Origin of the sequence: Micromonospora rosaria (genome assembly GCF_001567585.1) — a bacterium.
In the GTDB taxonomy this organism is placed as follows: domain Bacteria; phylum Actinomycetota; class Actinomycetes; order Mycobacteriales; family Micromonosporaceae; genus Micromonospora; species Micromonospora rosaria.
On record NZ_LRQV01000109.1, the window covers coordinates 1 to 24,338 of the forward strand.

At 74.2% G+C, this 24,338-nt stretch carries 22 protein-coding genes; 9 read left to right on the plus strand and 13 right to left on the minus strand.

Annotation, left to right across the window (positions count from 1 at the left end):
• Window positions 1-25 precede the first annotated feature (25 nt).
• The gene (locus AWW66_RS23720; protein ID WP_067370666.1) at window positions 26-577 is read left to right on the plus strand and encodes a P-loop NTPase family protein; all 552 of its coding nucleotides are present in this window, start codon (window positions 26-28) and stop codon (window positions 575-577) included.
• A 129-nt stretch (window positions 578-706) separates the two neighbouring features.
• On the opposite strand, the gene AWW66_RS23730 is transcribed toward AWW66_RS23720, so the two are convergent.
• The 3 genes from AWW66_RS23730 to AWW66_RS23740 form a co-directional block, all read right to left on the minus strand.
• Entirely contained in the window at window positions 707-1,387 is a 681-nt protein-coding gene (locus AWW66_RS23730; RefSeq protein WP_067370616.1) for a S1 family peptidase, read from the minus strand.
• Window positions 1,388-1,783: 396 nt separating this feature from the next.
• Entirely contained in the window at window positions 1,784-2,464 is a 681-nt protein-coding gene (locus tag AWW66_RS23735; protein WP_067370620.1) for a S1 family peptidase, read from the minus strand.
• Between the two features lie 131 nt (window positions 2,465-2,595).
• Entirely contained in the window at window positions 2,596-4,434 is a 1,839-nt protein-coding gene (locus AWW66_RS23740) for a glycoside hydrolase family 15 protein (RefSeq protein WP_067370623.1), read from the minus strand.
• A 215-nt stretch (window positions 4,435-4,649) separates the two neighbouring features.
• Here AWW66_RS23740 and AWW66_RS23745 point away from each other — a divergent pair, with 215 nt between their 5' ends.
• The 3 genes from AWW66_RS23745 to AWW66_RS23755 all read left to right on the plus strand — a co-directional run bounded on the left by AWW66_RS23745 (window position 4,650) and on the right by AWW66_RS23755 (window position 7,490).
• Entirely contained in the window at window positions 4,650-5,870 is a 1,221-nt protein-coding gene (locus tag AWW66_RS23745) for a D-arabinono-1,4-lactone oxidase (RefSeq protein ID WP_067370626.1), read from the plus strand.
• On the plus strand, window positions 5,870-6,244 hold the full coding sequence (locus tag AWW66_RS23750; protein ID WP_067370628.1) for a sensory rhodopsin transducer: 375 nt from the start codon (window positions 5,870-5,872) through the stop codon (window positions 6,242-6,244). Before AWW66_RS23745 ends, AWW66_RS23750 begins: the two co-directional genes overlap by 1 nt.
• A gap of 124 nt (window positions 6,245-6,368) precedes the next feature.
• Entirely contained in the window at window positions 6,369-7,490 is a 1,122-nt protein-coding gene (locus AWW66_RS23755; RefSeq protein WP_245648456.1) for an FUSC family protein, read from the plus strand.
• 93 nt (window positions 7,491-7,583) lie between these two features.
• Here AWW66_RS23755 and sthA read toward each other — a convergent pair whose 3' ends face one another.
• Window positions 7,584-8,987: a Si-specific NAD(P)(+) transhydrogenase gene (gene sthA, locus AWW66_RS23760; RefSeq protein ID WP_067370631.1), complete on the minus strand. Its 1,404-nt coding sequence runs from the start codon at window positions 8,985-8,987 to the stop codon at window positions 7,584-7,586.
• 322 nt (window positions 8,988-9,309) lie between these two features.
• On the opposite strand from sthA, the gene AWW66_RS23765 reads away from it, so the two are divergent.
• Entirely contained in the window at window positions 9,310-9,921 is a 612-nt protein-coding gene (locus tag AWW66_RS23765; protein WP_067370634.1) for an RNA polymerase sigma factor, read from the plus strand.
• On the plus strand, window positions 9,918-10,697 hold the full coding sequence (locus tag AWW66_RS36100) for a hypothetical protein (RefSeq protein ID WP_067370637.1): 780 nt from the start codon (window positions 9,918-9,920) through the stop codon (window positions 10,695-10,697). The genes AWW66_RS23765 and AWW66_RS36100 overlap by 4 nt, the downstream gene beginning before the upstream one ends.
• A 27-nt stretch (window positions 10,698-10,724) precedes the next feature.
• Here the strand turns inward: AWW66_RS36100 and AWW66_RS23775 are convergent, their stop codons facing one another.
• Window positions 10,725-12,986: a catalase gene (locus AWW66_RS23775; RefSeq protein ID WP_067370672.1), complete on the minus strand. Its 2,262-nt coding sequence runs from the start codon at window positions 12,984-12,986 to the stop codon at window positions 10,725-10,727.
• Window positions 12,987-13,148: 162 nt separating this feature from the next.
• Between AWW66_RS23775 and AWW66_RS23780 the strand changes: the two genes are divergently transcribed.
• The gene (locus AWW66_RS23780; protein WP_067370675.1) at window positions 13,149-13,784 is read left to right on the plus strand and encodes a M23 family metallopeptidase; all 636 of its coding nucleotides are present in this window, start codon (window positions 13,149-13,151) and stop codon (window positions 13,782-13,784) included.
• Between the two features lie 48 nt (window positions 13,785-13,832).
• Here the strand turns inward: AWW66_RS23780 and AWW66_RS23785 are convergent, their stop codons facing one another.
• Window positions 13,833-14,453, minus strand: a complete 621-nt coding sequence (locus AWW66_RS23785; protein ID WP_067370640.1) for an L-threonylcarbamoyladenylate synthase — start codon at window positions 14,451-14,453, stop codon at window positions 13,833-13,835.
• A 120-nt stretch (window positions 14,454-14,573) separates the two neighbouring features.
• Here AWW66_RS23785 and AWW66_RS23790 point away from each other — a divergent pair, with 120 nt between their 5' ends.
• Entirely contained in the window at window positions 14,574-14,936 is a 363-nt protein-coding gene (locus AWW66_RS23790) for a hypothetical protein (RefSeq protein ID WP_245648457.1), read from the plus strand.
• Window positions 14,937-15,015: 79 nt separating this feature from the next.
• Here the strand turns inward: AWW66_RS23790 and AWW66_RS23795 are convergent, their stop codons facing one another.
• From AWW66_RS23795 to AWW66_RS23805, 3 genes are all read right to left on the minus strand, one after another.
• Window positions 15,016-15,306, minus strand: coding sequence for an amphi-Trp domain-containing protein (locus AWW66_RS23795; protein WP_067370647.1), 291 nt, complete (start codon window positions 15,304-15,306; stop codon window positions 15,016-15,018).
• 81 nt (window positions 15,307-15,387) lie between these two features.
• Entirely contained in the window at window positions 15,388-16,977 is a 1,590-nt protein-coding gene (locus AWW66_RS23800; RefSeq protein WP_083978845.1) for a xylulokinase, read from the minus strand.
• Window positions 16,978-16,980: 3 nt separating this feature from the next.
• On the minus strand, window positions 16,981-19,257 hold the full coding sequence (locus tag AWW66_RS23805; protein ID WP_067370650.1) for an aminotransferase class III-fold pyridoxal phosphate-dependent enzyme: 2,277 nt from the start codon (window positions 19,255-19,257) through the stop codon (window positions 16,981-16,983).
• 128 nt (window positions 19,258-19,385) lie between these two features.
• Here AWW66_RS23805 and AWW66_RS23810 point away from each other — a divergent pair, with 128 nt between their 5' ends.
• A complete protein-coding gene (locus tag AWW66_RS23810; protein WP_067370653.1) occupies window positions 19,386-20,555 on the plus strand; it encodes a PucR family transcriptional regulator in 1,170 nt (389 codons plus the stop codon).
• A 102-nt stretch (window positions 20,556-20,657) separates the two neighbouring features.
• Here the strand turns inward: AWW66_RS23810 and AWW66_RS23815 are convergent, their stop codons facing one another.
• The 4 genes from AWW66_RS23815 to AWW66_RS34580 all read right to left on the minus strand — a co-directional run.
• Window positions 20,658-21,626: a DUF8189 domain-containing protein gene (locus AWW66_RS23815; protein WP_157527790.1), complete on the minus strand. Its 969-nt coding sequence runs from the start codon at window positions 21,624-21,626 to the stop codon at window positions 20,658-20,660.
• Window positions 21,627-21,776: 150 nt separating this feature from the next.
• On the minus strand, window positions 21,777-22,460 hold the full coding sequence (locus AWW66_RS23820; RefSeq protein ID WP_067370660.1) for a YoaK family protein: 684 nt from the start codon (window positions 22,458-22,460) through the stop codon (window positions 21,777-21,779).
• Window positions 22,461-22,720: 260 nt separating this feature from the next.
• A complete protein-coding gene (locus AWW66_RS35615) occupies window positions 22,721-23,761 on the minus strand; it encodes a nickel/cobalt transporter (protein ID WP_083978847.1) in 1,041 nt (346 codons plus the stop codon).
• Window positions 23,758-24,338, minus strand: a 581-nt coding sequence (locus AWW66_RS34580) for a hypothetical protein (RefSeq protein WP_211272078.1), incomplete at its 5' end; no start/stop codon positions are given. The genes AWW66_RS35615 and AWW66_RS34580, both read right to left, overlap by 4 nt.

Consider the following 24,338-nt stretch of genomic DNA (forward strand, 5'->3'; position numbering starts at 1 on the left):
GCGGCGGCGGCGTACGCTGCCGCGGATGAGCCCACCGTCGCGCATCCTGGTCTACGGGGTGTACGGCGCCGGCAAGTCCACCCTCGCCGAGCGCCTGGCCGACCGTCTCGGCCTGCCCTGGTACCCGGTCGACGACCAGCTCTGGGAGCCCGGCTGGGTGGAGGTGCCGGTGCCGGTGCAGCGCGAGCGGATGAGCGGGGTCTGCCGCCGGGACCGGTGGGTCCTCGACGGGGCGTACCACGGGTGGCGGGACGTGGTGCTGGCCCGCGCCGAGCTGGTGGTCGGCCTGGACTATCCCCGCTGGCTCTCCTACGGGCGGCTGCTGCGCCGCACGCTGCGCCGGCTGCTGACCGGCGAGGTGATCTGCAACGGCAACCGGGAGACGCTGGGCAGCGTGCTGTCCCGGGAGTCGATCCTGGTCTGGCACGTCACGGCGTTCGGCCGGGCCCGGCGGCGGATGCGGGCCTGGCAGGCCGACCCGGCCGGCCCGCCGGTGCTGCTGTTCCGCTCCCCGGCGGAGCTGGACCGCTGGCTGGCCGACCTGCCCCGGCACGGTGCGGGGCGACGCCGGGGCTGACGACGCGGCGCGGTTCCGGCCGGTTGCGGCACCGCCGCCGACGGCGGAGGGGCTGACGACGGCACGCGGGGTGCCTGGTGGCACCCCGCGTGGTGGGTGGTCGACCGGCCGCCGGGGCGGCCGGCCCGGTCAGACGCCGGTGATCGAGGTGATCCAGCTCCGGCTGGCCGCGACCGAGGCGTAGTTCTGGTAGGTCGAGCCGTTGCCGGTGGAGCAGACGCCGACCTGCTGTCCGTTGTAGAACTGCGGGCCGCCGGAGTCGCCCCGCCAGGCCACCCCGTTGCCCCGGGTGCTGCGGATGGCCGGCCCGCCGTACGCGTCGGTGGAACCGGTCGTGCTCACGGTGACGGTGGCGGTCTTGAGCTGGGGCGACGCGGCGCAGTTGGTGCAGGTCCGGCCCCAGCCGAAGATCGTGTTGGTCGAGCCGGCCGGCGGGTTGGCGCTGGCCAGCGTGACGTACGTGGTGGAGATCGACGTGCTCAGGTAGAGCAGGCCGAGGTCGTAGCGGTTGTAGGTGGCGCTGACCGTGGCGGTGGTGCCGCCGGAGGCGTAGTAGACGCTGCCCACCCGCACCGACATCGAGCCGCCGAGGCAGTGCGCGGCGGTCAGCACCCAGCGCGGGGCGATGATCGAGCCGGAGCAGGCGAACGAGCCGCTCTGGAAGACGGCCGCCGCCCAGGGGGCCGACGAGACGGTGCCGCCACCGATGATGGGCTGCGGCGCGGTGGGGGCGGCAGCCGCCGAGGCGGGGGCGACGAAGGCGCCGACGAGGGCGGTCGCGATGGCCGCCATGGTGAGACGGATACGCACGGGGTGCTCCTTACCGAGGGGACGTGCCCGGTTTTCGGGTGGGCCGGGCCGGTGTCCGGTGGGCGCGTTCCGCCGCCGGACACCACGGTCGTCCGGTGCCGGGGCAGGCACCGAACCGACAGCGCGGGTCGTGCTGCCGGTGAGGCCACAGGCTAGGGGGAGACAGTTCCCACGACAAGATCCGGGCGCAATTATTTTCGCCTGGCGGCGGACAAGTATATGGGCCGCACGAACGATATGACCTTGGCATTATGCATTGTCGCCAGTAACTGTACGTGACAGTTTAACGGATGGTGGTCGATCCGTGTGGCAGGCGATCCGGGCGGGGGCGGCCCCGGGAGTGGCCCCGGGCGCGGGGTGCCCCGGCGGCACCCCGCGAACCGGCTCCGGTGACGGTCAGACGCCGCTGATCTCGGTGATCCAGCTACGGCTGGCGATCACCGAGGAGTAGTTCTGCGAGGTCGACCCGTTGCCGCTGAAGGAGACGCCGACCTGCTGTCCGTTGTGGAACTGGGGGCCGCCGGAGTCGCCCTGCCAGGACACCCCGTCGCCCCGGGCGCTGCGGATCACCGGGCCGCCGTCCGCGTCCTCGGAGCTGATCGCGGTCACCCGGACGGTGGCGGTCTTGAGCTGGCTGGACGGGTCGCAGGTCAGGCAGGTCCGGCCCCAGCCGTAGATGCTGTTGATGGCGCCGACCGGCGGGTTGGCGTTGGCCAGCGTCACGTACGTGGTGGAGATCGACGTGCCGAGGTGCAGCAGGGCGAGGTCGTGGCGGGTGTGGATGGCGCTCACCGTGGCGGTGGTGCCGCCGGAGGCGTGGTAGATGCTGCCGACCCGCACCGAGATGGAACCACGGAGGCAGTGGGCGGCGGTCAGCACCCAGCGCGGGGCGATGATCGAGCCGGAGCAGGCGAACGAGCCGTTCTGGAACACCGCCGCCGCCCACGGCGCCGACGAGACGAGGCTGCCGCCGATGATCGGCTGCGGCGCGGTCGGTGCGGCGGTCGCCGTGGCCGGGGCGACCAGGGCGCCGGCGAGGGCGGTCGCGACGAGTGCCAGGGTGAGACGGATACGCACGGGGAAACTCCTAACCCAGGGGGCTGCTTCCTCCGGCAATTATCGCCGTACGTCGGTCGATGTGCGGCGCGTCCCGCGCGGTGGATGTGGCCGACACCGGACATCGTCGTCGGTGACTCCCGCCGGGCGGCTCAGCGTGCGGACGACGGTCCGGTCCGCTCGGCCCAGACGTGCAGGGCCTCCCGGTCCCCGGCCGCGTCGAGGTTCAGCGCCGCCTCGACCAGCGCCAGGTGGGTGAACGCCTGCGGGTGGTTGCCCAGCGCCGTCCCGTCGGCGGCCATCTGCTCGGAGTAGAGACCGAGCGGGCCGGCGAGCGCCATCAGCCGGTCGAACAGGTCCCGCGCCTCGTCGCGCCGCCCGGCCAGGGCGAGGGCGGAGACCAGCTCGAACGAGCAGAGCAGGAACGCCCCCTCCTCGCCGGGCAGCCCGTCGTCGGCGACGTAGCGGCGGATCAGCGCCGGGGCGACGGCGAGTTCCCGCCAGTGGTGGTCGATGGTGCCGAGCACCCGGGGATCGTCGGCGGGCAGGAAGCCGACCAGCGGGATACGCAGCAGCGAGGCGTCCGGCTCGGTCGAGTCGTACCACATGACGAAGCTGTTCAGCTCCCGGTCGTACCCCCGGTCGAGCACCTCGGCGTGCAGCTCGTCCCGGGCCCGCCGCCAGCGCTCGACGGGGGCGGTGTCGTCGCCGAGCAGCCCGGCGAGGCGGATGCCCCGGTCGAGGCAGACCCAGATCATGACCTTCGAGTTCACGTGGTGCCGCAGCGGGCCACGGATCTCCCAGATCCCGTGGTCGGGTTCCCGCCACCGTTCGGCCATGGTGTCGACGTGCCGGCGCAGCAGTCCCCACTGCTCGCCGGTCAACTCGCCGGTGAGCTGCTGGTACGCCAGCGCCGCGTCGAGGATGTGGCCGTACGTGTCGAACTGGACCTGGTCGACGGCCTCGTTGCCGACCCGGACCGGCCGGGAGCCGGCGTAGCCGCTGAGGTGCTCCACCTCCCGCTCCTCGTCGGTGCGGCCGTCGATGCCGATCAGCGGGGTCAGCAGCGTCTGCTGGCCGGCGCAGATGTCGAGCAGGAAACGCAGGTAGCGGCGGCCCTCCTCGGCGTGGCCGAGCCGGAACAGGGCGAGCAGCAGCAGCGCCGCGTCCCGGTGCCAGGTGTAGCGGTAGTCCCAGTTGCGGCTCCCGCCGATCTCCTCCGGCAGGGAGGTGGTCGGCGCGGCGAGCAGCGCGCCGGTCTCGTCGAAGGAGAGCCCGCGCAGCACCAGGGCGCTGTGCCGGACCGCCTCGGCGGCGAAGCCGGCGTAGTCGCTGCGGGCCGCCCAGTCCCGCCAGGTCGCGCAGGTCCGCTCGACCAACCGTTCGGGGTCGGTCGCCCCGCCCGGCTGCCCGGTGCCGTCCGCCGGGGCGTCGTCGTAGCCGAGCAGCAGCGTCACCGTCCGGCCCGCCGGCAGGTCGACCTCGGCGTGCAGGTCGCCGTCGTCGGCGGTGAGGGGCAGGTCGGCGTCGAGCCACAGCCGCGCGCCGGCGGCCCGCCACCGGTCGCCGGACCGCTCCCAGGTGGCCGGGCGGGCCCCGTAGCCGGGTCGGGGGGTGACCCGGACCGCCAGCCGTACCGGGCCGCGCTCCACGCTCACCTGCCGGACCAGCAGTTTGCCGGCGCGGATCGGCTGCTCCGGGTCGCCGGGGGTGACCGCGAGGAAGTCGCGGACCACCGCGTCGCCGGCCCGGCCCTCGTACCGGCTCGCCAGCACCAGCGTGTCCGGCAGGTACCGCCGCTCGACCGGGCCGGCCCCGTCGACGGTGAGCGCGAAGGCGCCGCCCGCGTCCCGGTCGAGCAGCCGGGCGAAGACCGCGTCACCGTCGAACCGGGGTACGCAGAGCCACTCAACCGCGCCGTCCGGCGCGACCAGGGCCGCCGTGTGGGTGTCGGAGAGGAAGGCGTACCCGTCGATCGGCGGGAACGTCATGCCGGCTCCGGTCGGTCCGTGTGACAGCCGTACCCCGGCATCCGTGCTCCTCCACCGTCGACGACCCGGCCGCCGTCTCCCGTGGCGGTCGGGTCAGACCGTGGTTCCCCCGGCCCGGCACCGCGAAACCGCCGGCCGCGCCGATCCGGCCGGCGCGGCGCATACCCGTGGCGACGACGGGTAGGACGACGGGGCGGTCGAGGGGAGGAGCCGAGGTGGCCCGGTCGTTCGTCAACTGGTCGGGCAGCCTGTCGTTCACCCCGGCCGAGTACGTCGAACCCGCCGACGAGGACGAGGTCCGGGCCGTGGTGCTGCGCGCCCGCGAGGCCGGCACCACGATCCGCCCGGTCGGCTCCGGGCACTCCTCCAGCCCGCTGGTGCGCACCGACGGCATCCTGCTGAACCTGGACCGGATGGCCGGGGTGCTCTCCGACGACGGCAGTCTCGCCACCGCCCGTGCCGGCACCAAGCTCAAGGCCCTGGGGGAGGGGCTGTACGACGCCGGGCTGGCCATGGACAACCTCGGCGACGTCGACTACCAGTCCATCGCCGGGGCGACCGCCACCGGCACCCACGGCACCGGCATCCGGTTCGGCAACCTCTCCACCCAGCTCGTCGGGGTACGGCTGGTCACCGGCACCGGGCAGACGCTGGACATCGGGCCGGACGAGCACGCCGACCTGCTGCCGGCCGTCCGGCTCTCGCTCGGCGCGCTGGGCGTGGTCACCCAGGTCACGCTCGACGTGCAGCCCCGGTACGAGCTGCGTCGGCGGGCCTGGTGCGCGCCGGTCGACTGGACCCTCGACCACCTGGCGGAGCTGCAGCACACCAACCGGAACATGGACTTCTACTGGTACCCCCGCAGCGACCGGACCCAGGTGCGGACGATGAACCGGACCGACGAGGGGCCCACCGGGCGGGGCTGGCCCGCGCCGGGGCGGTCGGAGCGGGGGTGGGCCGACGAGCTGCGGGAGGCCGAGGTCGGGCCGACCCACCGCACCATCCCCCAGCACCGGGACCTGCGCTTCGAGGAGATCGAGTACATGCTGCCGGCCGAGGCGTTCACGGCGTGCTTCGCCGAGGTCCGGCGGCGGATCCTGGACCGGCACCGCCGCACGGTGGGCTGGCGGGTGCTGGTGCGTACCATCGCCGCCGACGACCTGTGGCTGAGCAACGCCTACGGGCGGGCCACCACCACCATCGCCTGCCTCCAGAACACCTCGCTGCCGTACGACGAGTACTTCCGGGACATGGAGGCGGTCTTCCGGCAGTACGGCGGTCGCCCGCACTGGGGCAAGAAGCACTGGCTGACCGCCCGCGACCTGCGCCCGCTCTACCCGTGCTGGGACGACTTCCAGGCGGTCCGGCGGCGGCTCGACCCGGACGGGGTGTTCCGCACCCCCGACCTGGCCCGGCTGCTGGAGGAGGAGGACTGATGCCGGATCTCGGCGCGCGGACCTGGGTCGTCCCCGGCGGTCACATCCCCTTTCCCAGCACCGGCCCGGAGCCGGAGTTCACCGGCTTCGACCAGCTCTGCGTGCTCAACGCCACCGACACCGAGGCCGACCTGGAGCTCACCGTCTACTACGAGGACACCGACCCGGTGGGGCCGTACCGGCTGCGGGTGGGGGCCCGGCGGGTCCGGCACGTCCGGGTCAACGACCTGATCGACCCGGAGGCGGTCCGGCTCGACCGGCCGTACGGCTGCGTGCTGCGCTCCGGCGTACCCGTGGTGGTGCAGTTCCTGCGCCAGGACACCCGGCTGCCCGGGGTGCTGGCGCTGGCCACCGGCCTGGCGTACCCGGCCTGACGGGGCGGTGGCGTACCCGGCCTGACGGGGCGGTGGCGGCGGGCCCGGCGTCCGGCGGCGGGTGGGGACGCCGTCCGGGCCGGGCGGTCAGGTTCGCGCGAATCCCGCGCGGGTATGCCCGCCCATGCGGATCGGGGCGATGGTGCCGGGCCGGCTGGGCAACCGGTTCCGGGCGGCCGGGCACAGCGGCTACCGGCGGCTGCGCACGTACCTGATCGTGGCGGTGCAGGCCGGACTGGCCGCCGCCCTCTCCTGGGTGGTGGCCCGGGAGGTGCTGGGCAACCCCGACTCGACGTTCGCGCCGGCCGCCGCGGTCGGCGTGATCGCCGCCGCGCTCGGCAACCGGGCCCGCCGTACCGTCGAACTGGTCGTCGGCGTGCTGCTCGGGATCGCGGTGGGCGACGTGCTGGTCCTGCTGCTGGGCACCGGCGCGTGGCAGACCGGCGTGATCGTCTTCCTGGCGATCACGGTGGCCGCGACGGTCCGGGGCCCCGGCGCGCTGACCACCCAGGCCGGCGGTACCGCCGTGCTGATCGCCACCCTCACCCCGAACGCCCCCGGCCTGGAGCTGCCCCGGACCATCAACGCGCTGGTCGGCGGGGCGGTCGGCCTCTTCGTGGTGCTCGTCGTCGCCCCGCTGAACCCGCTGCGCACGGTCCGTCGGGTCGCCGACCAGGCGCTGGACCTCTTCGCCCGCGAGATGACCGCCTCGGCGGAGGCGCTGGCCCGCGCCGACGTGGGCGCGGCGGAGCGGGTGCTGGACCGGATGCGGGCCAGCGAGTCGGAGCTGCACCGGCTCACCGAGGTCGTCGGCGCCGCCGAGGAGGTCGTCCGGTTCTCCCCGGTGCGCTGGCGGCGGCGGCGGACGCTGACCGCGTACCGGCGGGGCGCGGAGCACATGGACCGGGCCTTCCGCAACAGCCGGTCGCTGGTGCGCCGGATCGGTACCGCGCTGCGCGACGAGGAGCCGGTCCCGCCGGACCTGCCCGCCGCCATCGAACACTACGGCGAGGCGGTCCGGATGCTGCACCGCGAGTTCCTGGGCGGCCGGGAGCCGGTGGGCGCGCGGGAGCGGGTGCTGCGCGCGGTCCGGGAGGCCGGGGAGGCCTGCCGGCAGGAGATCGGGTTCTCCGGCACCATCGTGGTGTCCCAGCTCCGGACCATCGCCAACGACCTGCTCCGCGCCACCGGGGTACCCGCCGACGAGGCCCGCCGGCTGGTCCGCCGGGCCGCCGCCGGTCACTAGGGTCCGGTGGCGGCCACGCCGGTCCACCGCCGGCGGTCGGGGCCGGCGGCGGTCGGGAACGCGGGGCGCGACGGTCGCCGCCCGGGGCGGGTGCTACCCGTTGATTCGGGTGATGTTGCGGATCTTGTTCGCCGCGTCCAGGGCGGCCACCTTGTACGCCTCGGCCAGGGTCGGGTAGTTGAACACCGCGTCGACCAGGTAGTCGATCGTGCCGCCGCACCCCATCACGGCCTGTCCGATGTGGACGATCTCGGTGGCGCCGGTGCCGAAGACGTGTACCCCGAGCAGCCGGCCGTCCTCCGGGGAGACCAGCAGCTTCAACATGCCGTACGAGTCGCCGACGATCTGCCCCCGGGCCAGTTCGCGGTACCGGGCGATGCCCACCTCGAACGGCGTCGAACTCTCGGTCAACTGCTCCTCGGTCTGCCCGACGAAGCTGATCTCGGGGATCGTGTAGATGCCGATCGGCTGCAACCCGTGCATCGCGCGGGCCGGCTCGTCGCAGGCGTGCTGCGCGGCCAGCCGGCCCTGCTCCATCGAGGTGGAGGCCAGCGCCGGGAAGCCGATCACGTCACCGACGGCGTAGATGTTCTCCACGGCGGTGCGGTAGTTGGCGTCGACGCTGATCCGCCCGCGCCGGTCCGCCGTCAGCCCGGCCGCGTCGAGGCCCAGGTCGTCGGTCTGCCCCTGCCGGCCGGCGGAGTACATCACGGTGTCCGCGACGATCTTCTTGCCGCTCTTGAGGATGCACAGCGCGGCGGCGTCGTGCTTCTCCACCGCGGCGACCTCCTCGCCGAAGCGGAACGTCACGGAGAGGTCGCGCAGGTGGTACTTGAGCGACTCGACGATCTCCTCGTCGCAGAAGTCCAGCATCCGTTCCCGGCGCTCCACCACGGTCACCTTGGTGCCGAGCGCGGCGAACATCGAGGCGTACTCCATGCCGATCACCCCGGCGCCGACCACGACCATGCTGCGCGGCACCGCCTGGAGGTTGATCACCCCGTCGGAGTCCACGATCGTCCGCTCGTCGAAGTCGACGCTGTCCGGGCGGGCCGGGCGGGTGCCGGCGGCGATGATGGCCTTGTCGAAGGTGACCCGGATGTCGCGTCCGGAGCCGCCGTCCACCCAGACCGCGTGCGGGTCCGCGAACCGGCCGGTCCCCGTGATCAACGTGATCCGGTTCCGGGCCAACTGGTTGCGGATGACGTCGGTCTGCCGGCTGATCACGTGCTGGGTCCGGGCGGCCAGGTCGCTGACGGTGATCTCGTCCTTGACCCGGTAGCTGCTGCCGTACAGGTCCCGCTGGGTCAGGCCGGTGAGGTACAGCACCGCCTCGCGCAGCGTCTTGGACGGCACGGTGCCGGTATTGATGCACACCCCACCGAGCATGTCGCGCCGGTCCACGATGGCGACCCGCCGGCCGAGCTTGGCGGCGGCGATCGCGGCCTTCTGGCCACTGGGTCCGGTGCCCAACACCAACAGGTCGAAGTCATACACGTGCGCTAGCCTCGCAAGATCTCGCGGCCGGCGCCAGTTGGGGTGCCGGGACGGCCGACCCGATCCGACCGGGTGTCCGACCGGCCGGCTGCGGGCCGTGACGGCAGGCCGACTGTCGGTCACGGTTTCGGTCCATGGCCCCCGTCCGGCACCCCCGGGCGTACCGGATCGGTCTCGCAGCGTCGCGGGGATATGGACACCGGTGCCGGTGTGCGGAAGCATTCCCTGGAGTCGGCCGGCCCCCTATCTTGGGGGGTCGTACCCGGAGGGCCACGTGACCGGCACCGGGGCAGGCGGACTGATTCGACGAGAGAGGTGCTGTGTGGGGGAGCCGGAGAACGTCCTCGTTCCGGCCGTCGCGCCACCGCGAGGCGACCACCCGCCCGCCGTGCCGGCCGGGTTCGTCGCGTTCTACCGGGAGCGGTACCGCGAACTGGTACGGGTCGCGATGTACTTCGGGGCCGCCGAGCCCGAGGCGTACGACGCGGTCGCGGCGGCCACGCTGGAGGTGCTGATCCGCTGGGACGACATCAACAACCCGTACCAGTACGCCCGGACGGCGGCGATCAGCAACTTCGTCAAGTACCGCACCAAGGGCGGCCACCGGCCCCGGCACCGGCAGGCCGAGGACGGCCGGTCCACTCCGGACGGCGTCGACCCGCCGCCGAACACCTCGGCGGAGGACCGGCAGGACGTCATCCGGCTGCTCGCCCAGCTCCCGCACCCGCAGCGGCAGGTGATGGCGCTCACCGTGGACGGGTACGGCAGCGCGGAGATCGCCAACCAGCTCGACCAGACGCCGTCCCTGGTCCGGGAACTGCGCCAGACGGCCCGGCAGCACCTGTCGGAGCTGCTGGCCGCCCGGGATCCGCAGGACGACTGGCGGTCGCGGTTCGGCGCCGGGCGCCTGACAGCGGGAACGGAGACCCGATGATCCCCAACGGCACCCCGGTGTCGGACCCGGCCGAGCCCGGTCGGGTCGGTGCCCTCGACGACGACGGAATCGACTCGATCATCGACAGCATCACCCAGATCGAGGTGGACGCGAGCCTGCGCCGGACCCTGGCCGCGGCCGGCTACGCCGAGTACCGCGCCATGGCCCCGGCCCGGTTGCCCCGCTCCGAGCCGTACGCTCCGGTCGCGGAACGCGGTGCCGACGACCAGCTCGCCGCCGCCCAGCGCGAGGTGGACCGACTGCTCGCCGAGGCGCGCGAGCACGCGGAACGGGTGGTCCGCGACGCCTACACCAGGGCGCAGGCCGTGGAGCGGGAGGCGCACGAGCGGCACCAGAGCGTCCTGGGCCGGCTGGAGGCCGAGCGCGACCACCTCCAGGCCCAGCGGGACCACCTCCAGCTCCAGCGTGACCAGCTCCAGGCGCAGCGCGACCAGTTCCAGGTCCAACGCGACCAGTTCCAGGTCCAGCGGGACCAGCTCCAGAACCAGGTGGAGACCCTGCGGGCGTTCGAGCGCGAGTACCGGGCCCGGCTGATGGCCTACCTGGACGAGCAGATGCGCCAGCTCCGCGAGGAGGCCGGCCTCGGCGCCCGCCCCCAGCTCTACCCGGCGTACCCGCCACCGCTCACCGCCGACGCCCGCCCGATGGCCGGTCCCGGCTCCGCGCCGCCGGCCGGCGAGTCCGGCTTCGCGCCGTTGACCGGCGGTCCCGGCTTCGCGTCACCGGCCGGCGGGCCCGGCTACGGCGAGGCGTAGCCGGGTCCCCGGCGGTACGACGGCGGGTCAGGCGATCCGGGCCGGGAACCGGTCCCACACCCGGTGCCGGGCCAGCAGCCCCCCGACGGTGTCGACGACGTCGGCGGCGGTGGTGGCCGTCACGACGCCCGGGGTGTCGGCCACGCCCGCCTGCCGGAGCACGTCGACGCCCGCGCCCCAGGCGCCGATCGCCTTGGCGTGCCGCCAGCACTCCTCGACCAGCAGCAGCACCCGGGGATCGACGGCCACCGCGCCGGGCGTACCGGCCTTCGCGTCGCGGGCGCCGACCGCGTCCGGCGCGGGTGCCGGCGCCCCGGCCAGCAGCAGCGCGTCGAACTCGACCGACCGGCCGGTGGCGAAGGTCCGCTGCACGGGCAGGTCGCCCACGGTGCCGCCGTGCGGCGCGACCAGCAGCGGCACCAGGCCGGCGGCGAGCAGCGACCGGCGGACCCGGTCGACGTCGTCGAGGTCGCCGTCCGGGTCCACGACGATGCCGACCATCCGCCCGTCGGCCGGCCACTCCCGCCCGACCTGGGACAGGGCGGGGCTGGGCGTCACCTCGGGCAGCGGCCCGGTGGGCTCCGGCACGGGCAGCCCCAGCCCGGTGGCGACCTCGGCGCAGAGCACCGGGTCGATGGCGGCCAGGCACCGGAGTTGGCGCTCCCGGATCGCCTGGTGGTAGCACTTGCCCAGCTCGAAGGTGTACGCGCGGACGATGTGCTCCCGCTCCACCGGCGACATGCTCTGCCAGAACAGCCGTGCCTGGCTGAAGTGGTCGTCGAAGGAGGCCGGGTTGGCCCGTACCTTCGGCGCCTGCGCCACCGTCACCGGCACGTCGACGAAGGCGTGCTCGTCGTCGCCGGCCGGGAAGGGGTTGCCGCCGTCGAGCGAGTTCGGCCGGTACGGCGCCACCCCGGCGTGCACGGCGTGCTGGTGGAAGCCGTCGCGCAGCATGTCGTTGACCGCCGCGTGCGGCCGGTTGACCGGGATCTGCGCGAAGTTCGGGCCGCCCAGCCGGGTGAGCTGCGTGTCGACGTAGGAGAAGAGCCGGCCCTGCAACAGCGGGTCGTTGGTGACGTCGATGCCCGGCGGGAGGTGGCCGACGTGGAAGGCGACCTGCTCGGTCTCGGCGAAGAAGTTCGTCGGCGTCCGGGTGAGGACCAGCCGTCCCACCGCCTGCACCGGGGCGAGTTCCTCCGGCACGATCTTCGTCGGGTCGAGCAGGTCGATGCCGGCGAAGGTCTCCTCCGGGGTGTCCGGGAAGACCTGGAAGCCGAGTTCCCACTCCGGGTACGCGCCGGCCTCGATCGCGTCGTACAGGTCCCGGCGGTGGAAGTCCGGGTCGATGCCGCCGAGCAGTTGCGCCTCCTCCCAGGTCAGGGAGTGCACCCCCAGCTTCGGCTTCCAGTGGAACTTGGCCAGCGCCGTCTCCCCGGCGGCGTTGACCAGCCGGAAGGTGTGCACGCCGAAGCCCTCCATCGTCCGGTACGAGCGCGGGATGCCCCGGTCGGACATGTTCCACATGGTGTGGTGCTGCGCCTCGGTGTGCAGGGAGACGAAGTCCCAGAAGGTGTCGTGCGCGCTCTGGGCCTGCGGGATCTCCCGGTCGGGGTGCGGTTTGGCGGCGTGGATGATGTCGGGGAACTTGATGGCGTCCTGGATGAAGAAGACCGGCATGTTGTTGCCGACCAGGTCGAAGGTGCCCTCGTCGGTGTAGAACTTGGTGGCGAAGCCCCGGGTGTCGCGGACGGTGTCGGCCGACCCCCGGGAGCCCAGGACGGTGGAGAAGCGGACGAAGACCTCCGTCTCGCGGCCCTTGCGCAGGAAGCCGGCCCGGGTCACCGCCTCGGCGGTGCCGTAGCCGGTGAACACCCCGTGCGCCCCGGCCCCCCGGGCGTGCACCACCCGCTCGGGGATGCGCTCGTGGTCGAAGTGCGTGATCTTCTCGCGCAGGTGGTGGTCCTGGAGCAGGACCGGGCCGCGCGGCCCGGCCTTGAGCGAGTGGTCCGTGTCGCGCAGCCGGGCCCCCTGCGCGGTGGTGAGGTGGGCGCCCTGCTGGGCGTGCGCGTCGGCCGGCACCCCGGTCCGGGCGCCGGTGGGGGTACGGGTCTGCGGTGTGCCCTGCTCCGCCTTCGGCGGCAGCGGGTCCTGGGGCGTGGTCGGCTCCTCGACCGGCGGCGGCACGCTGCCCGGCGCGCCGGGGGCGTCCGGGGCCAGGGCGGCGGCGACCTTTTCGGCGGCGGCGTCCACCACGTTCCGGACGACCTCGGCGGGCTTGCGGGATTCCATCGGGACGAACACCTCCACACGACACGACGACGGCTGCTCCCAGAGCCCTACCCCCGCCCGACCCGGCAAAACGTCGCAAACCACGTGTCACCCACCTCGGTCGGTGTGGGCCCCACCACCCGGGCGCCGCCCGTCTTGCCGGTGTCTGCCATCCTCGGGACGGTGAGCACTGGCCAGCCGAGCAGACACCCCGCCCGCCGCCGGGGCCGGCTGCTGCGTACCCTCCTCGTGCTCGGCACGCTCGCGGCCCTCGGCGCGGTCGCCGTGCTGGTCGTGCCGCTGCTGCTGCCGCCGGGCCCGCGCCCGGCCTTCCAGCTTCCGGTGGCCTGCGGCGAGACCTGGCAACTGGGCACCTACCCCGGTCACGACGACTACGACGTGGACCTGTTCCCCACCGAGGGCGAGGCGTGGGGCCGGCCGGTGCTCGCCTCGGCCGCCGGCACGGTCACCGTGGCGGGGATCAACGGCTCACTGGGCGGGCGTACCCCGGAGAACCCGGACGGCCCGCGTGGTCGGGGCGGCGGGTACTGGGTGAAGATCGACCACGGCGGCCGGTGGGAGACCCAGTACCTGCACCTGCTCGAACCGCCGCTGGTCCGCGAGGGGCAGCGGGTGGCCCAGGGCGAGCAGATCGGCCGGCTCGGCAGCACCGGCAACTCCGGGGCCCCGCACCTGCACTACGAGCAGCGCCGGGGCTGGGAGAAGGTGGAGGCCCACTTCGACGGGGAGCCCTCCGGCATCACCCACGACGACGCCGAGTACACGGTCCGGCGCACCAGCAACAACTGTCCGGGCTGACCCCCGCCACACCGGCTGCGGTCGGCCGCCCACCCCGCCGCGACGCGGCTACGCGAAGCGGTCCGGGTCGCCCGCGCCGACCCGGACGATCTCCGGCTCGCCCTCGGAGAAGTCGACCACGGTGGTCGGCTCGGTGCCGCAGTCCCCGGCGTCGACCACCGCGTCGACGGCGTGGTCGAGGCGTTCCTTGATCTCCCACCCCTGGGTCATCGGCTCGTCGTCGCCGGGCAGCAGCAGGGTGCTCGACAGCAGCGGCTCGCCCAGTTCGTCGAGGAGCGACCGGGTCACGGTGTGCGCGGGGATCCGGACCCCCACCGTCTTCTTGCGCGGGTGCAGCAGCCGGCGCGGCACCTCCCTGGTCGCCGGCAGGATGAACGTGTAGCTGCCCGGGGTGGCCGCCTTCACCGCGCGGAACACCGCGTTGCCGAGGTGCACGAACTGGCCGAGCTGGGCGAAGTCGCGGCAGACCAGGGTGAAGTGGTGGCCGCTGTCGAGGTGGCGGATCTCCCGGATCCGGTCCATGCCGTCCTTGTTGCCGAGGCGGCAGCCCAGCGCGTAGCACGAGTCCGTCGGGTAGGCGATCAGGCCGTCCCGGCGGACGGTGTCGACCACCTGGCCGATGATCCGGGGCTGCGGGTTGTCCGGGTGCACGTCGAAGTACCTCGCCATGGCCGGAAGCTTAGGCCGCCGGAAAGTGTCGCCTTCCCGACAGTGCCCGGTTCCTGTTAAAGGTAGACAGTCATCGTTCTGCGTATGGTCGTACGCGCTCCCGGCGGCGGATACGGAGACATGCTCCGGTACCCCGCGATGCCCACCCCGGTCCGGGTCACCGTGCTCGTCTTCGCTCTCCTGACACTGCTGTTCGCCCTGGCGGCGGTGCACCGGCTGGTGGTCGAGACCGGCTCCCTCGGCGCCGCCGTCTTCTTCGCCGCGATGGCCGGGGCCTGCGCGCTGGTGACGGTCAGCCTCGCCGGCCGCCGCCCGTGGGCGCCCTACCCGGCGTACGTCGTGTCGGTGTTGCTGGCGACGGCCTCGCTCGGCCTCTTCGGCGCGATCACCATCGTCGGCCTGGGCCTGCTGGTCTGGGTGCTCTGGGCCCTGAACACCCGGGCCTCCCGGGACTGGATCAGCGGTCGGCGTCGGCTGCGCTGACGCCACCGGCCCGGGTGCCGTGGGTGTGAACAGGGGCCCCTTCCTCTACCGGAGAGGTTAAGAAGGGGCCCTTCCTTGCTTACTCGGCCGACGCCTCGTCGGCCTCGGCCTGCGCGGGCTGCTCCGCCTCGGCGGTGGGCTCGGCCGCCGGGGTGGCCTTCGGGTTCGTCCAGGAGAACTCGATCTCGATGGAGAACTCGTCCGGGCCCTCCTGCTCGATCTCCAACTCGCACTCCACCTGGTCGGCGACGGCGATGGTGCCGGCGGCCCCGTAGAAGACCTGACCGGCCTCCACCTGGCTCGCCACCTGCCGCAGCCACGCGGCCAGATCCGCCCGCGACACGGTCCGGGCGTCCTCGTAGATATCCATGGCGACATGTTGACATTCCACCCTGGATGTCCGACCCGCAGGGTGCCGCCGCCGGGCGCGGCCGGGGGCCGGCCGTGGGCGTCAGCGGTTCAGGCGTCGGTAGACCGGGGCCAACCGCCGGTGCAGGTCCCGGTAGACCGCGAAGACCTCGTCGTAGGTGGCCCGGTGCGCGGGCGTCGGCTCGAAGACCCGGTCGGTCCGGACCAGGTCGGGGATGTCGGCGAAGGAGAGCCGCCCGGTGCCGACCGCGCCGATCCACCCCGCGCCCCGGGCGTTGACCGCCAGCGGCCGGGCGTCCCGCCGGATCTGCACGCCGAGCACGTCGGCGAAGATCTGGCACCAGGAGTTGGACAGCGCCCCGCCCCCGGTGATCGCCAGCGAGGTCACCGGCGCCCCGAGGAACCGGTCGACGGCGCGGGCCAGCCAGCGGGTGTTCAACGCGACCCCCTCGAAGACCGCGCGCAGCAGGTCCGAGCGGGTGGTGTCGAGGGAGATGTTGAAGAAGCCGGCGCGCAGGCTGGAGTCGTCGACCGGGGCGCGCTCGCCGTACAGCCAGGGGGTGTAGAGCACCCCGTTGGCCCCCGGCGGCACGGCGGGCAGGATCCGGTCGAAGGCGTCGAAGATCGAGCCCTCGTCCCGGCCGACGTGCCCGGCGGAGACCAGCGGGTCGTCGTACTCCACCACCTTGTCGCGCAGCCAGGTCAGGTTCGCCCCGGCGGTGGCCTGGAGCGCGGTCATCAGGTACCGGTCGCCGATCGCGCACGGCACCGCCGCGATGCCGGCCGCCACGTCGGTCTTCTTGCGGGGCACGTGCGCCGCGATCCACGACGAGGTGCCGAGGTACAGGTGCGGCTCGTGGTCGCGGGTGGTGCCGGCGCCGATCGCGGCGGCGGTGTTGTCGATCGCCCCGGCGACCACCCGTACCGAGCCGGGCAGCCCCAGGTGCGCGGCGGCGGCCGGGGTCAGCGTGCCGATCACGTCGGTGCAGGCCACGATCGGTGGCAGCTTCTCGGCGTCGATCCCGCAGTCGGCGACCAGGGCGGGGGAGTAGCGGACCGCGCCGGGCCGCCGGTTGTCGGTCACCCACGAGGTGAGGATCGAGTCGACGGTGGCGACCGTGCGGCCGGTCAGCTTCAGGTTGATCCAGTCCAGCACGTTGAGGAACGCGGCGGTGCGCTCGTACACCGCCGGCATCGTGTCGCGGACCAGCAGCATGTGCGCCGCCGGGTCCTTGCCGGTCACCGAGGGCATCCCGCCGGTCAGCCGCAGCCAGCGGGCGATCCGGCGCACCGACATGCCCTGGTACGCGGGGAAGCCGCCGAACTGCCGGCGCAGGTGCGCCGCGCCCCGCATGTCCAGCCAGGTGATGCACGGGGTCAGCGCGACGCCGGCCGCGTCCACGGCGATGGTCCCCTCGCCCTGCGTCGAGGCGCAGACCGTGTCGACCGCCCGCATCGCCTCCGGGTGCGCCCGGCCCAGGTCGGCGGCGACCTGACCGAGCGCCGTCCACCAGGCGTCCGGGTCCTGCTCGGCCCCGCCGCCGGGGAGCACCCGCAGCGGTACCGGCCGCTCGGCCCAGCCGGTGACGGTGCCGTCGGCGGCCACCAGCGCGGCCTTCATCCCCGAGGTGCCCAGGTCGACGGCGAGCACCCGGGGCGCCGTGCCGCCCACCGCTCAGACCCCTTCGACCAGCGCGAACACCTGCTCGAAGCGGGCCAGCGCGTCGTCGATCACCGCGTCGGTGTCGGCCATCGACGTGTACATCCGCGAACCGGCGAGGGTGATGATGCCGTGCGCCGCGTACGCCGCGCCCATCTGCTCCATCAGCCGCTTGCGCGCCTTGTTCTCCCGCAGCAGCTTCAGCGGGTTGCGCATGTCCAGCAGCATCACCCCGCTGCACTCCAGGTGCACGATGGAGCCCTGGTTGTACGCCACGTACGGCAGGCCGTACCGGTCGATGAGCCGTTGCAGGCCCCGGGTGAGCCGGTCCCCGGCCCGGCCGGCGATCACCGGCGCGTTCGTCCGGGCCATCTCCTCAATGGCGAAGTAGCCGGCCGCGCAGGACAGCGGGTTGGCCGAGAGCGTCCCGCCGACCTGGATGTGCGCGCCGCTCTTGCCGTCCAGCCCGGAGCCGAAGACCGCCATCACGTCGGCCCGGCCGCCGACCCCGCCGGCCATCGGGTAGCCGCCGGAGACGGCCTTGCCGAGCACGGTCAGGTCGGGGGTGACCCCGAAGTACCCGGCCGCCCCGCCCAGCCCGAGCCGGAACCCGGTGACCACCTCGTCGAAGACCAGCAGCGCGCCGAACTCGTCGCAGAGTTCCCGGACCCTGGCGTTGAAGTCACGCGGCACCGGGCGGGTGCCGGACTCCGGGCCGACCGGCTCGACCACCACGGCGGCGGTGCCGCCGCGCAGCCGGTTCTCGATCAGCTTGCGCCTGAGCTGACCCAGGTCGTTCGGGAACGACTCCCGGGTCCGGCTGGTCGCGCCGAACGGGATGCCCTTGGCGTTCATCCGGTACGTCCCCGGCACCCGCAGCCCGTAGACCATCGTGTCGGACCAGCCGTGGTACGCGCCGCCGACCTTGATCACCATCGGCTTGCCGGTGAAGGCGCGGGCCCCCCGGACGGCGGCCATCACCGCCTCGGTGCCGGAGCCCAGCGCCCGGTACATCTCCACGTGCGGCAGGTACCGGTGGATGATCTCGGCGAGCTTCAGTTCGTACTCGTGGAACAGGCCGGTCACCGGGCCGGACTCGCGGACCACCTCGGCGACCTTCTCGTTGACCGGGGCGTAGTTGCTGCCCAGGATCGTCGGGCCGCCGGCCTGGAGGAAGTCGATGTAGACGTTGCCGTCCCGGTCGACCAGGTGGGCGCCCTCGGCCCTGTCGATCGCGAGCGGGAACGGGTAGTTGAAGGCCAGGTTGTGCTGCACCCCGCCGGGGATGCGCCGTTTCGCCCGGTCGGTGATCTCCCGGCTGGCCCGGCACTTGGTGTCGAAGTAGCCGAGCACGTCGAGCAGCGCGTCGTGCCGCAGTCCCCGGATCGGCTGGGCGGTCAGCGCCCGCAGCCGCCGCAGGACGTCGTCGACGTCGAGGTACTCGCTGATCGCGTACCCGAGCCGGGCGGCCTCGGCCCCGGGCGCGGCACCGTCCGGCCCCGCCCCGCCGGCCGGGTCCGCCGCCGGGCCGTCGGCGGCGGCGGGGCGGGCGACGGCGTCGGCGCTGGGCAGGTCCTCGTCGGCCGGTACCCGCAGCGGCTCGACCGCCGCGGTGATCTGGGCGGCGATGCGCTTTTCGTCGGCGCGCAGCTTGCCGAAGGCGATCTCCCGGATCGCGGCCGGGATGGTGTGCACCTTGCCGGCCTCGGTGGCCAGCGCCATCAGGTAGGCGATGGAGACCTTCTCCAGCAACGCCATGTTGAACACCGCCCGGTCCGGGTCGGTGCCGAGCGCGACGATCCCGTGGTTGGCCAGGATGAAGGCGTTGTCCCCGCTGGTCACCCGCTTCTGCACGTTCCTCGCCAGGAAGGAGGTGCCCGAGGGGGCGTAGTCGACGATCGCGACCTGCCGGCCCAGGAAACGCACCTGCTCGTCGGAGAGCGCCGGGATGGGCCTGCGGAGCACGGCCAGCGCCGAGGCGTACGGCTGGTGGGTGTGCACGATGGCGTTGACGTCCGGCCGTTCCCGGTAGATGTTGGCGTGCATCCCGCACTCGATGGACGGCTTCAGTGCGACGCCCGCCTCGTCGGGCACGTGCCGGCCGTCGAAGTCGACGAGGCAGACGTCCTCGACGCGCATCCGGTCGTAGTCGTAGTTGCTCGGGGTCACCGCGTAGAGCCGGTGGCCGGGGACGCGGACCGAGACGTTGCCCTCGGTCGCCTTGAGGTATCCCCGCGCGAGCATGGTGCGGCACATGTCGACGACGTGCTGGCGGGAGGTGCGGTGCTGCACGGGACGCTCCTCGGTGGGCCACGGGCGGTCGGGTGGGGTCCATCGTCGCGTGCACGGCGGCGCGGAGCACCGTCCGCGCGGCAGCGAGAATCGGGCCCCGATCTATCACCGCGTGACAAAATCGCGGGATGAGTGCGGCGGCGACCCCCTGGCGACGTCTCCCCGCGGACCTCGCCACCGCGATGCGCCCGCACCTGGCGGCCACCGTGGGGGCGGTCGCGGTCGCCGCCGCCGAGGCGACGCCGGCCTTCGCCGCGATCTCCGACGCCAAGTTCCAGCGGGACGTGCGTACCGCCGTCCAGGTCGCCCTCGACCGCTTCCTCGACCTGGTCGGCACCGACGAGCCGGCGTTGTCGCCGCGCCTGCGCGAGGTCTTCGTCGGGCTGGGGGCCGCCGAGGCGCGCGAGGACCGGGGGCCGGAGGCGCTGCTGGCCGCGCTGCGGATGGCGGCCCGGTCGCTGCTGCGCACGGCCGCCGAGGCGCTCGGGCGGTTGCGCCCGGTCGGCACCGGCGAGCTGGTCGACCTCGCCGACGCGATCAGCGCGTACGTCGACGAGCTGGCGGCGGCGGGCACCGACGGGTATGCCCTGCAACTGCGGGAACAGGCCGGCGAGGGTGACCGGCGCCGGCGGCACCTGGCCGGGCTGCTGCTGGGCGGCAACGGCCTGCCCAGCGCCGTCGAGGCGGCGGCGGCCCGGATCGGCTGGCCCGACCTCGGCGACCTGGTTCCCGTGCTGCTGCCGGCCGAGCAGGCGCGCGACGCCCGGTTCCGGTACGGGGCGGACGGCCTGGTGGTGGAACGGGTCCGCGACGCGGTGCTGCTGCTGCGGGCCGGTCCCCGCGCGACCCGGCACGCGCTGGCGGAGGCGCTGGCCGGGCGGGGGGCGGTGGTGGGCCCCGCCCTGGGCTGGGCGCAGGCGCCGGCGGCGGTACGCCTCGCCGAGCTGACCGCCGGGCTGGTCGGGCCCGACCCGGGGCCGGTCTTCGTCGACGACCACCTGATCGACCTGACGTTGCGGGGCGAGACGGGAGCCCTGGCGGTGCTCACCGCCCGCCGGCTGGCTCCGCTGGCCGCCCTGCGCCCGGCGCAGCGGGACAGTCTGCTGGTCACCCTCTACGGCTGGCTGCGGCACTGGGGCTCGCGGGCCGAGGTGGCCGCCGAGCTCTTCGTCCACCCGCAGACGGTCAGTTACCGGCTCAAGCGCCTCCGCGAGCTGTACGGCGACGACCTGGACGACCCGGCCGCCCGGTTGGAGCTGCTGCTCGTCCTGGCCCGGCGGATCGACCACCCGACCTGACCCCCGGCGGGGTGGGTCCGGGCCGGGCCCTGCCGCCGGTGGCCCGGCCGTTCGCGGGGCCCGGCACGCCCGCACCGGGGCGGGCGCACCGGGCCACGGCGGCTACGACGCCAGGGTGCCCTGGTGGATCCGGCCTCCCGGGCCCCGGACGACGAGCACCGCGTCCCCGCCGCTGCCCGGCGCGGAGGTGGCCCGGGGCGCCCCCGCGAGGGTGGACCACCCGGACCACGCGCCGGTGCTCAGGGTGTAGTGCGCGGTGTCGAGCCGACCACCGACGGTCCGCACCACCACGTGCAGGGCCCCGCCGTACACGGTGGCGGTGGGGGCGGAGGTCGTGTGCGGGGTGTCGGGAAGGGCGCTCCAGTCCGACCAGGTGCCGGTGCCGAGGCTGTAGCGGGTGGTGTGGACCGCCCCGTCGGCGGTGCGGGAGAAGAGGTGCAGGTCGCCGCCGTACACGGCGGTGGCGGGGGTGGAGTTCGGGCCGGTGGAGCCGGGCACGGTGGTCCAGGCGGACCAGATGCCGGTGGACAGGGTGTAGCGGATGGTGCGGATCGTGCCGTTGGCGTTGCGGGCGAAGAGGTGCAGGTCGCCGCCGTACACGGCGGTCGCCGGGGCGGAGCGCAGGAAGATGGACCTGGGCACGGGGGTCCAGTCGGACCAGGTGCCGGTGGTCAGGGTGTAGCGGGCGGTGCGGATCGTCCCCCCGATGGACCGGACGAAGACGTGCAGGTCACCGCCGTACACGGCGACCGTCGGGGCCGACCGGGCAGCGGGCCGGCCCGGCACGGTCTCCCACTCCGACCAGGTCTGCGTGGTCGGCGAGTAGCGGATCAGCCGCACGAGGCCCCGGGTGGTCGTGGTGAGGACGTACCGCTCGCCGCCGTACTGCACGGTCTCCGGCGCGGATCCCGCGCGGACCGGGCCCGGCACGGGCGACCAGTCGGCCGCCGCCAGTCGGTCGCCGGCCGGTGGGGCCGCGGCGGCGGGGCCGGCGACCAGCCCGGTGGTGCCGAGGACGAGGACGAGCACGAGCAGGCGGAGCAACGTTCTCGACGGACGCGTCGGCGACATGGCTGACTCCCTCGTAATGGGCAGGGACCCGGGGCGGCGGTGGCGCGGCCCGGACGGGTGGTGGTATCGAACCTTCTCAGGCTGCCACATCGGCCGTCCTGCCGTGGTCCCCCGAAGGGTGTGGCGCGCGGGCCGGGGCGGTGGCCCCGGTCAGCGGCCCGGGGCGGCGGCCAGCTCCCGGCGGCGGGTCACCGCGAGCATCGCCGTGCCGACCGCCATCACCACCCCGGCGACGAGCAGCGCCACCGCCCCGTCGACCCGCAACGTCAGGATCGCGGCGACCAGCGCGCCCAGTCCCATCGCGACGATCGCCGACAACCGTCGTGCCCACGCCGCGCCGGCCCCGCCCGCCAGCCGGCTGTCGGCGGCGAGGTTCACCATGGTCATCGTCACCACCACCGTGGAGAGGTCCCGGATGCCGATGTGCTTGACCGCCGCCGCCTGGGCGCCGAGCACCAGGGCCAGCAGCCCGGTGACGACCAGCATGGTGATCTCGCCGGGCGCGCCGGTGCCGAGCCAGATTCCGGCCAGGGCCAGGGTCAGCACCGTGCCGGCGACGAGGATGGCCAGACCGGTGCCGGGCAGCGTCGCCGGCCCGGTGGCGGCGCGGGTCAGCCGGGCCGCCAGCACCGCGCCGAGCATGAAGCTCAGCAGCGCCACCAGGTTGTTGAGCACCGGCAGGCCGGAGACGCCGGCCAGGCCGAAGCCGATGAACAGGACGTTGCCGGTCATGTTGCCGGTGAAGACCTGGTCCAGGGCGAGGTAGCTGACCCCGTCGATCGCCCCGGTCGCCACGGTGAGCACCAGCAGCGGCGCCTCGTACCTCTTGGTCATGACCCTTCCGGAGCTCGACGGCGGACGGAGACCCGCCGCGTGCGCCGAGGTCCCCGCCGACGGTGGCCGTCGGGCAGGCCGGCCCGGGGGGCGATCGTCCCGGGCCGAGTGTACGCAGCACACACGGGCGTTCTCGCAGCTCCCACCACTCGCCCGTCCCACCCGCTCCCACCGTCGGCCGGGCGGGACGTTGGCGGACGACCACGGGGTTCGCGCCAGGACCGCCCCCGGATCACTGACGCGAACCCCGTGACCGTCCGTCAGCCGATGAGCGCGTCCAGCGCGACGACCAGGTAGAGGCAGCCGCCGATGCTGACCGCGACACCCGCGACCAGTGGCGCGTGGGCGACCAGCGCTGCCGCCGGCCCCCAGGACCGGGCCCGGCCGGAGAGCAGCGTGAACCCGCGGACGGTGACCACGCCCACCGCGGTCAGCGTCGCCGCCATCCCCACCCCGAAGGCCACGACGAGCAGCACCGCGTCCAGCGCCCGGCCGGTCAGCAGACCGCTGACCAGCACCAGGAACGCCGAGGGGGAGGGCAGCAGCCCACCGGAGAGGCCGATCGCGACGAGCCCGCGCCGGGACCACGGGTCGGTCGGCGACCCGTCGGCCGCGCCGTGCGGTCCGTGGTCGTGCCCGGCCGGCGACTCGTCGCCCCGCTCGGGTGCGTGCCCGTGGCGGTACCCGTGGTCGTGGGTGTGGCCGGGGGCGGGCGCGGCGGCCGAGGCGGGGTCGGTGACCGGCGCGGGGGCGTGCGCGTGCGCGAGGACCGGCCTGCGCGACGGGCCGTCACCGGGCGGATCGCCGGGGGAGTGGTCGTGGTCGTGGGGGTGACCGGGGCCGTGCGAGTGGCCGGGGCCGTGGGAGTGCGAGTGCGAGTGGCCGTGGCTGTGCGAGTGGCTGTGGCCGGGGCCGTGGCTGTGGGTGTGCCCACGGCCGGTCAGGTGCCGGTAGGCGAGGCTGATCCCCACCCCGATCACCACCACGCCGGCCAGGGCCTGGAGCCAGCCGGTGAGCGACTCGGTGCCGAGGCTGGCGACCCCGGTGAGGCTGACCCAGAGCAGCGCCAGGACCAGCACGGAGAAGGTGTGCATCACCGCCACGATCACGCCGAGCCGGGCCGCGTCCCGGTACCGCCCACGGGTGCCGACCAGGTAGGCGGCGGTGATGCTCTTGCCGTGCCCGGGGGCCACGGCGTGCGCCGCGCCGACGCCGAGCGCGACCACCAGGGCGAGCCAGAAGGCCGCGCCGGAGTCGAAGAAGCTGACCAGTCGGGCGTCGAGACCGTTGAGACCGTTCATCGCCGGACCCCCGCCCGCCGTCGGAGCAGGACGAACGCCAGCGCGCCGACCGCCGCGAGGCCGGTACCGGCGGCCACCGCCGTGACCGCGCCGGGCGGCCCGCCGCCGCTGGCGGTGAGCCGCAGGTCGTGGCTGCTGGCGGCGGCGGTGAACAGCGCCTGGGCCGGGTCCATCGGGGCGTCGGCGGTGACCACCGTCCGGTACGCCGGGTTGAGGTCGGTCAGCGCGGTCAGCGTGAGCCGGACCTCGGTGACCGGCTCGGGGCAGTCGAAGCGGAACCGCGCCCCCTCGGTCAGCAACCGCTCCAGCGGCAGCAGCGTCCCGGCGCAGGCCTGCCCGGCCTGACCGACCCCGATGTGCCGGAGCAGGTAGTCCCGGACCGCCGTGGACCGTTGCAGTTTCTGCTCGCCGGTCAGCGTGGTGTCCACCGGGCCGGTGGTGGGGTCCTCGAAGGCGCCGACCGACTGGCCCAGGGCCACCCAGTCGTCCTCGGCGGCCCGCCAGACCAGGCTCACCCGGGTACCGGTGGCGTCGATGCCGCCCGTGGAGGGCGGACCGAACGGGTGGGCGGCCACCG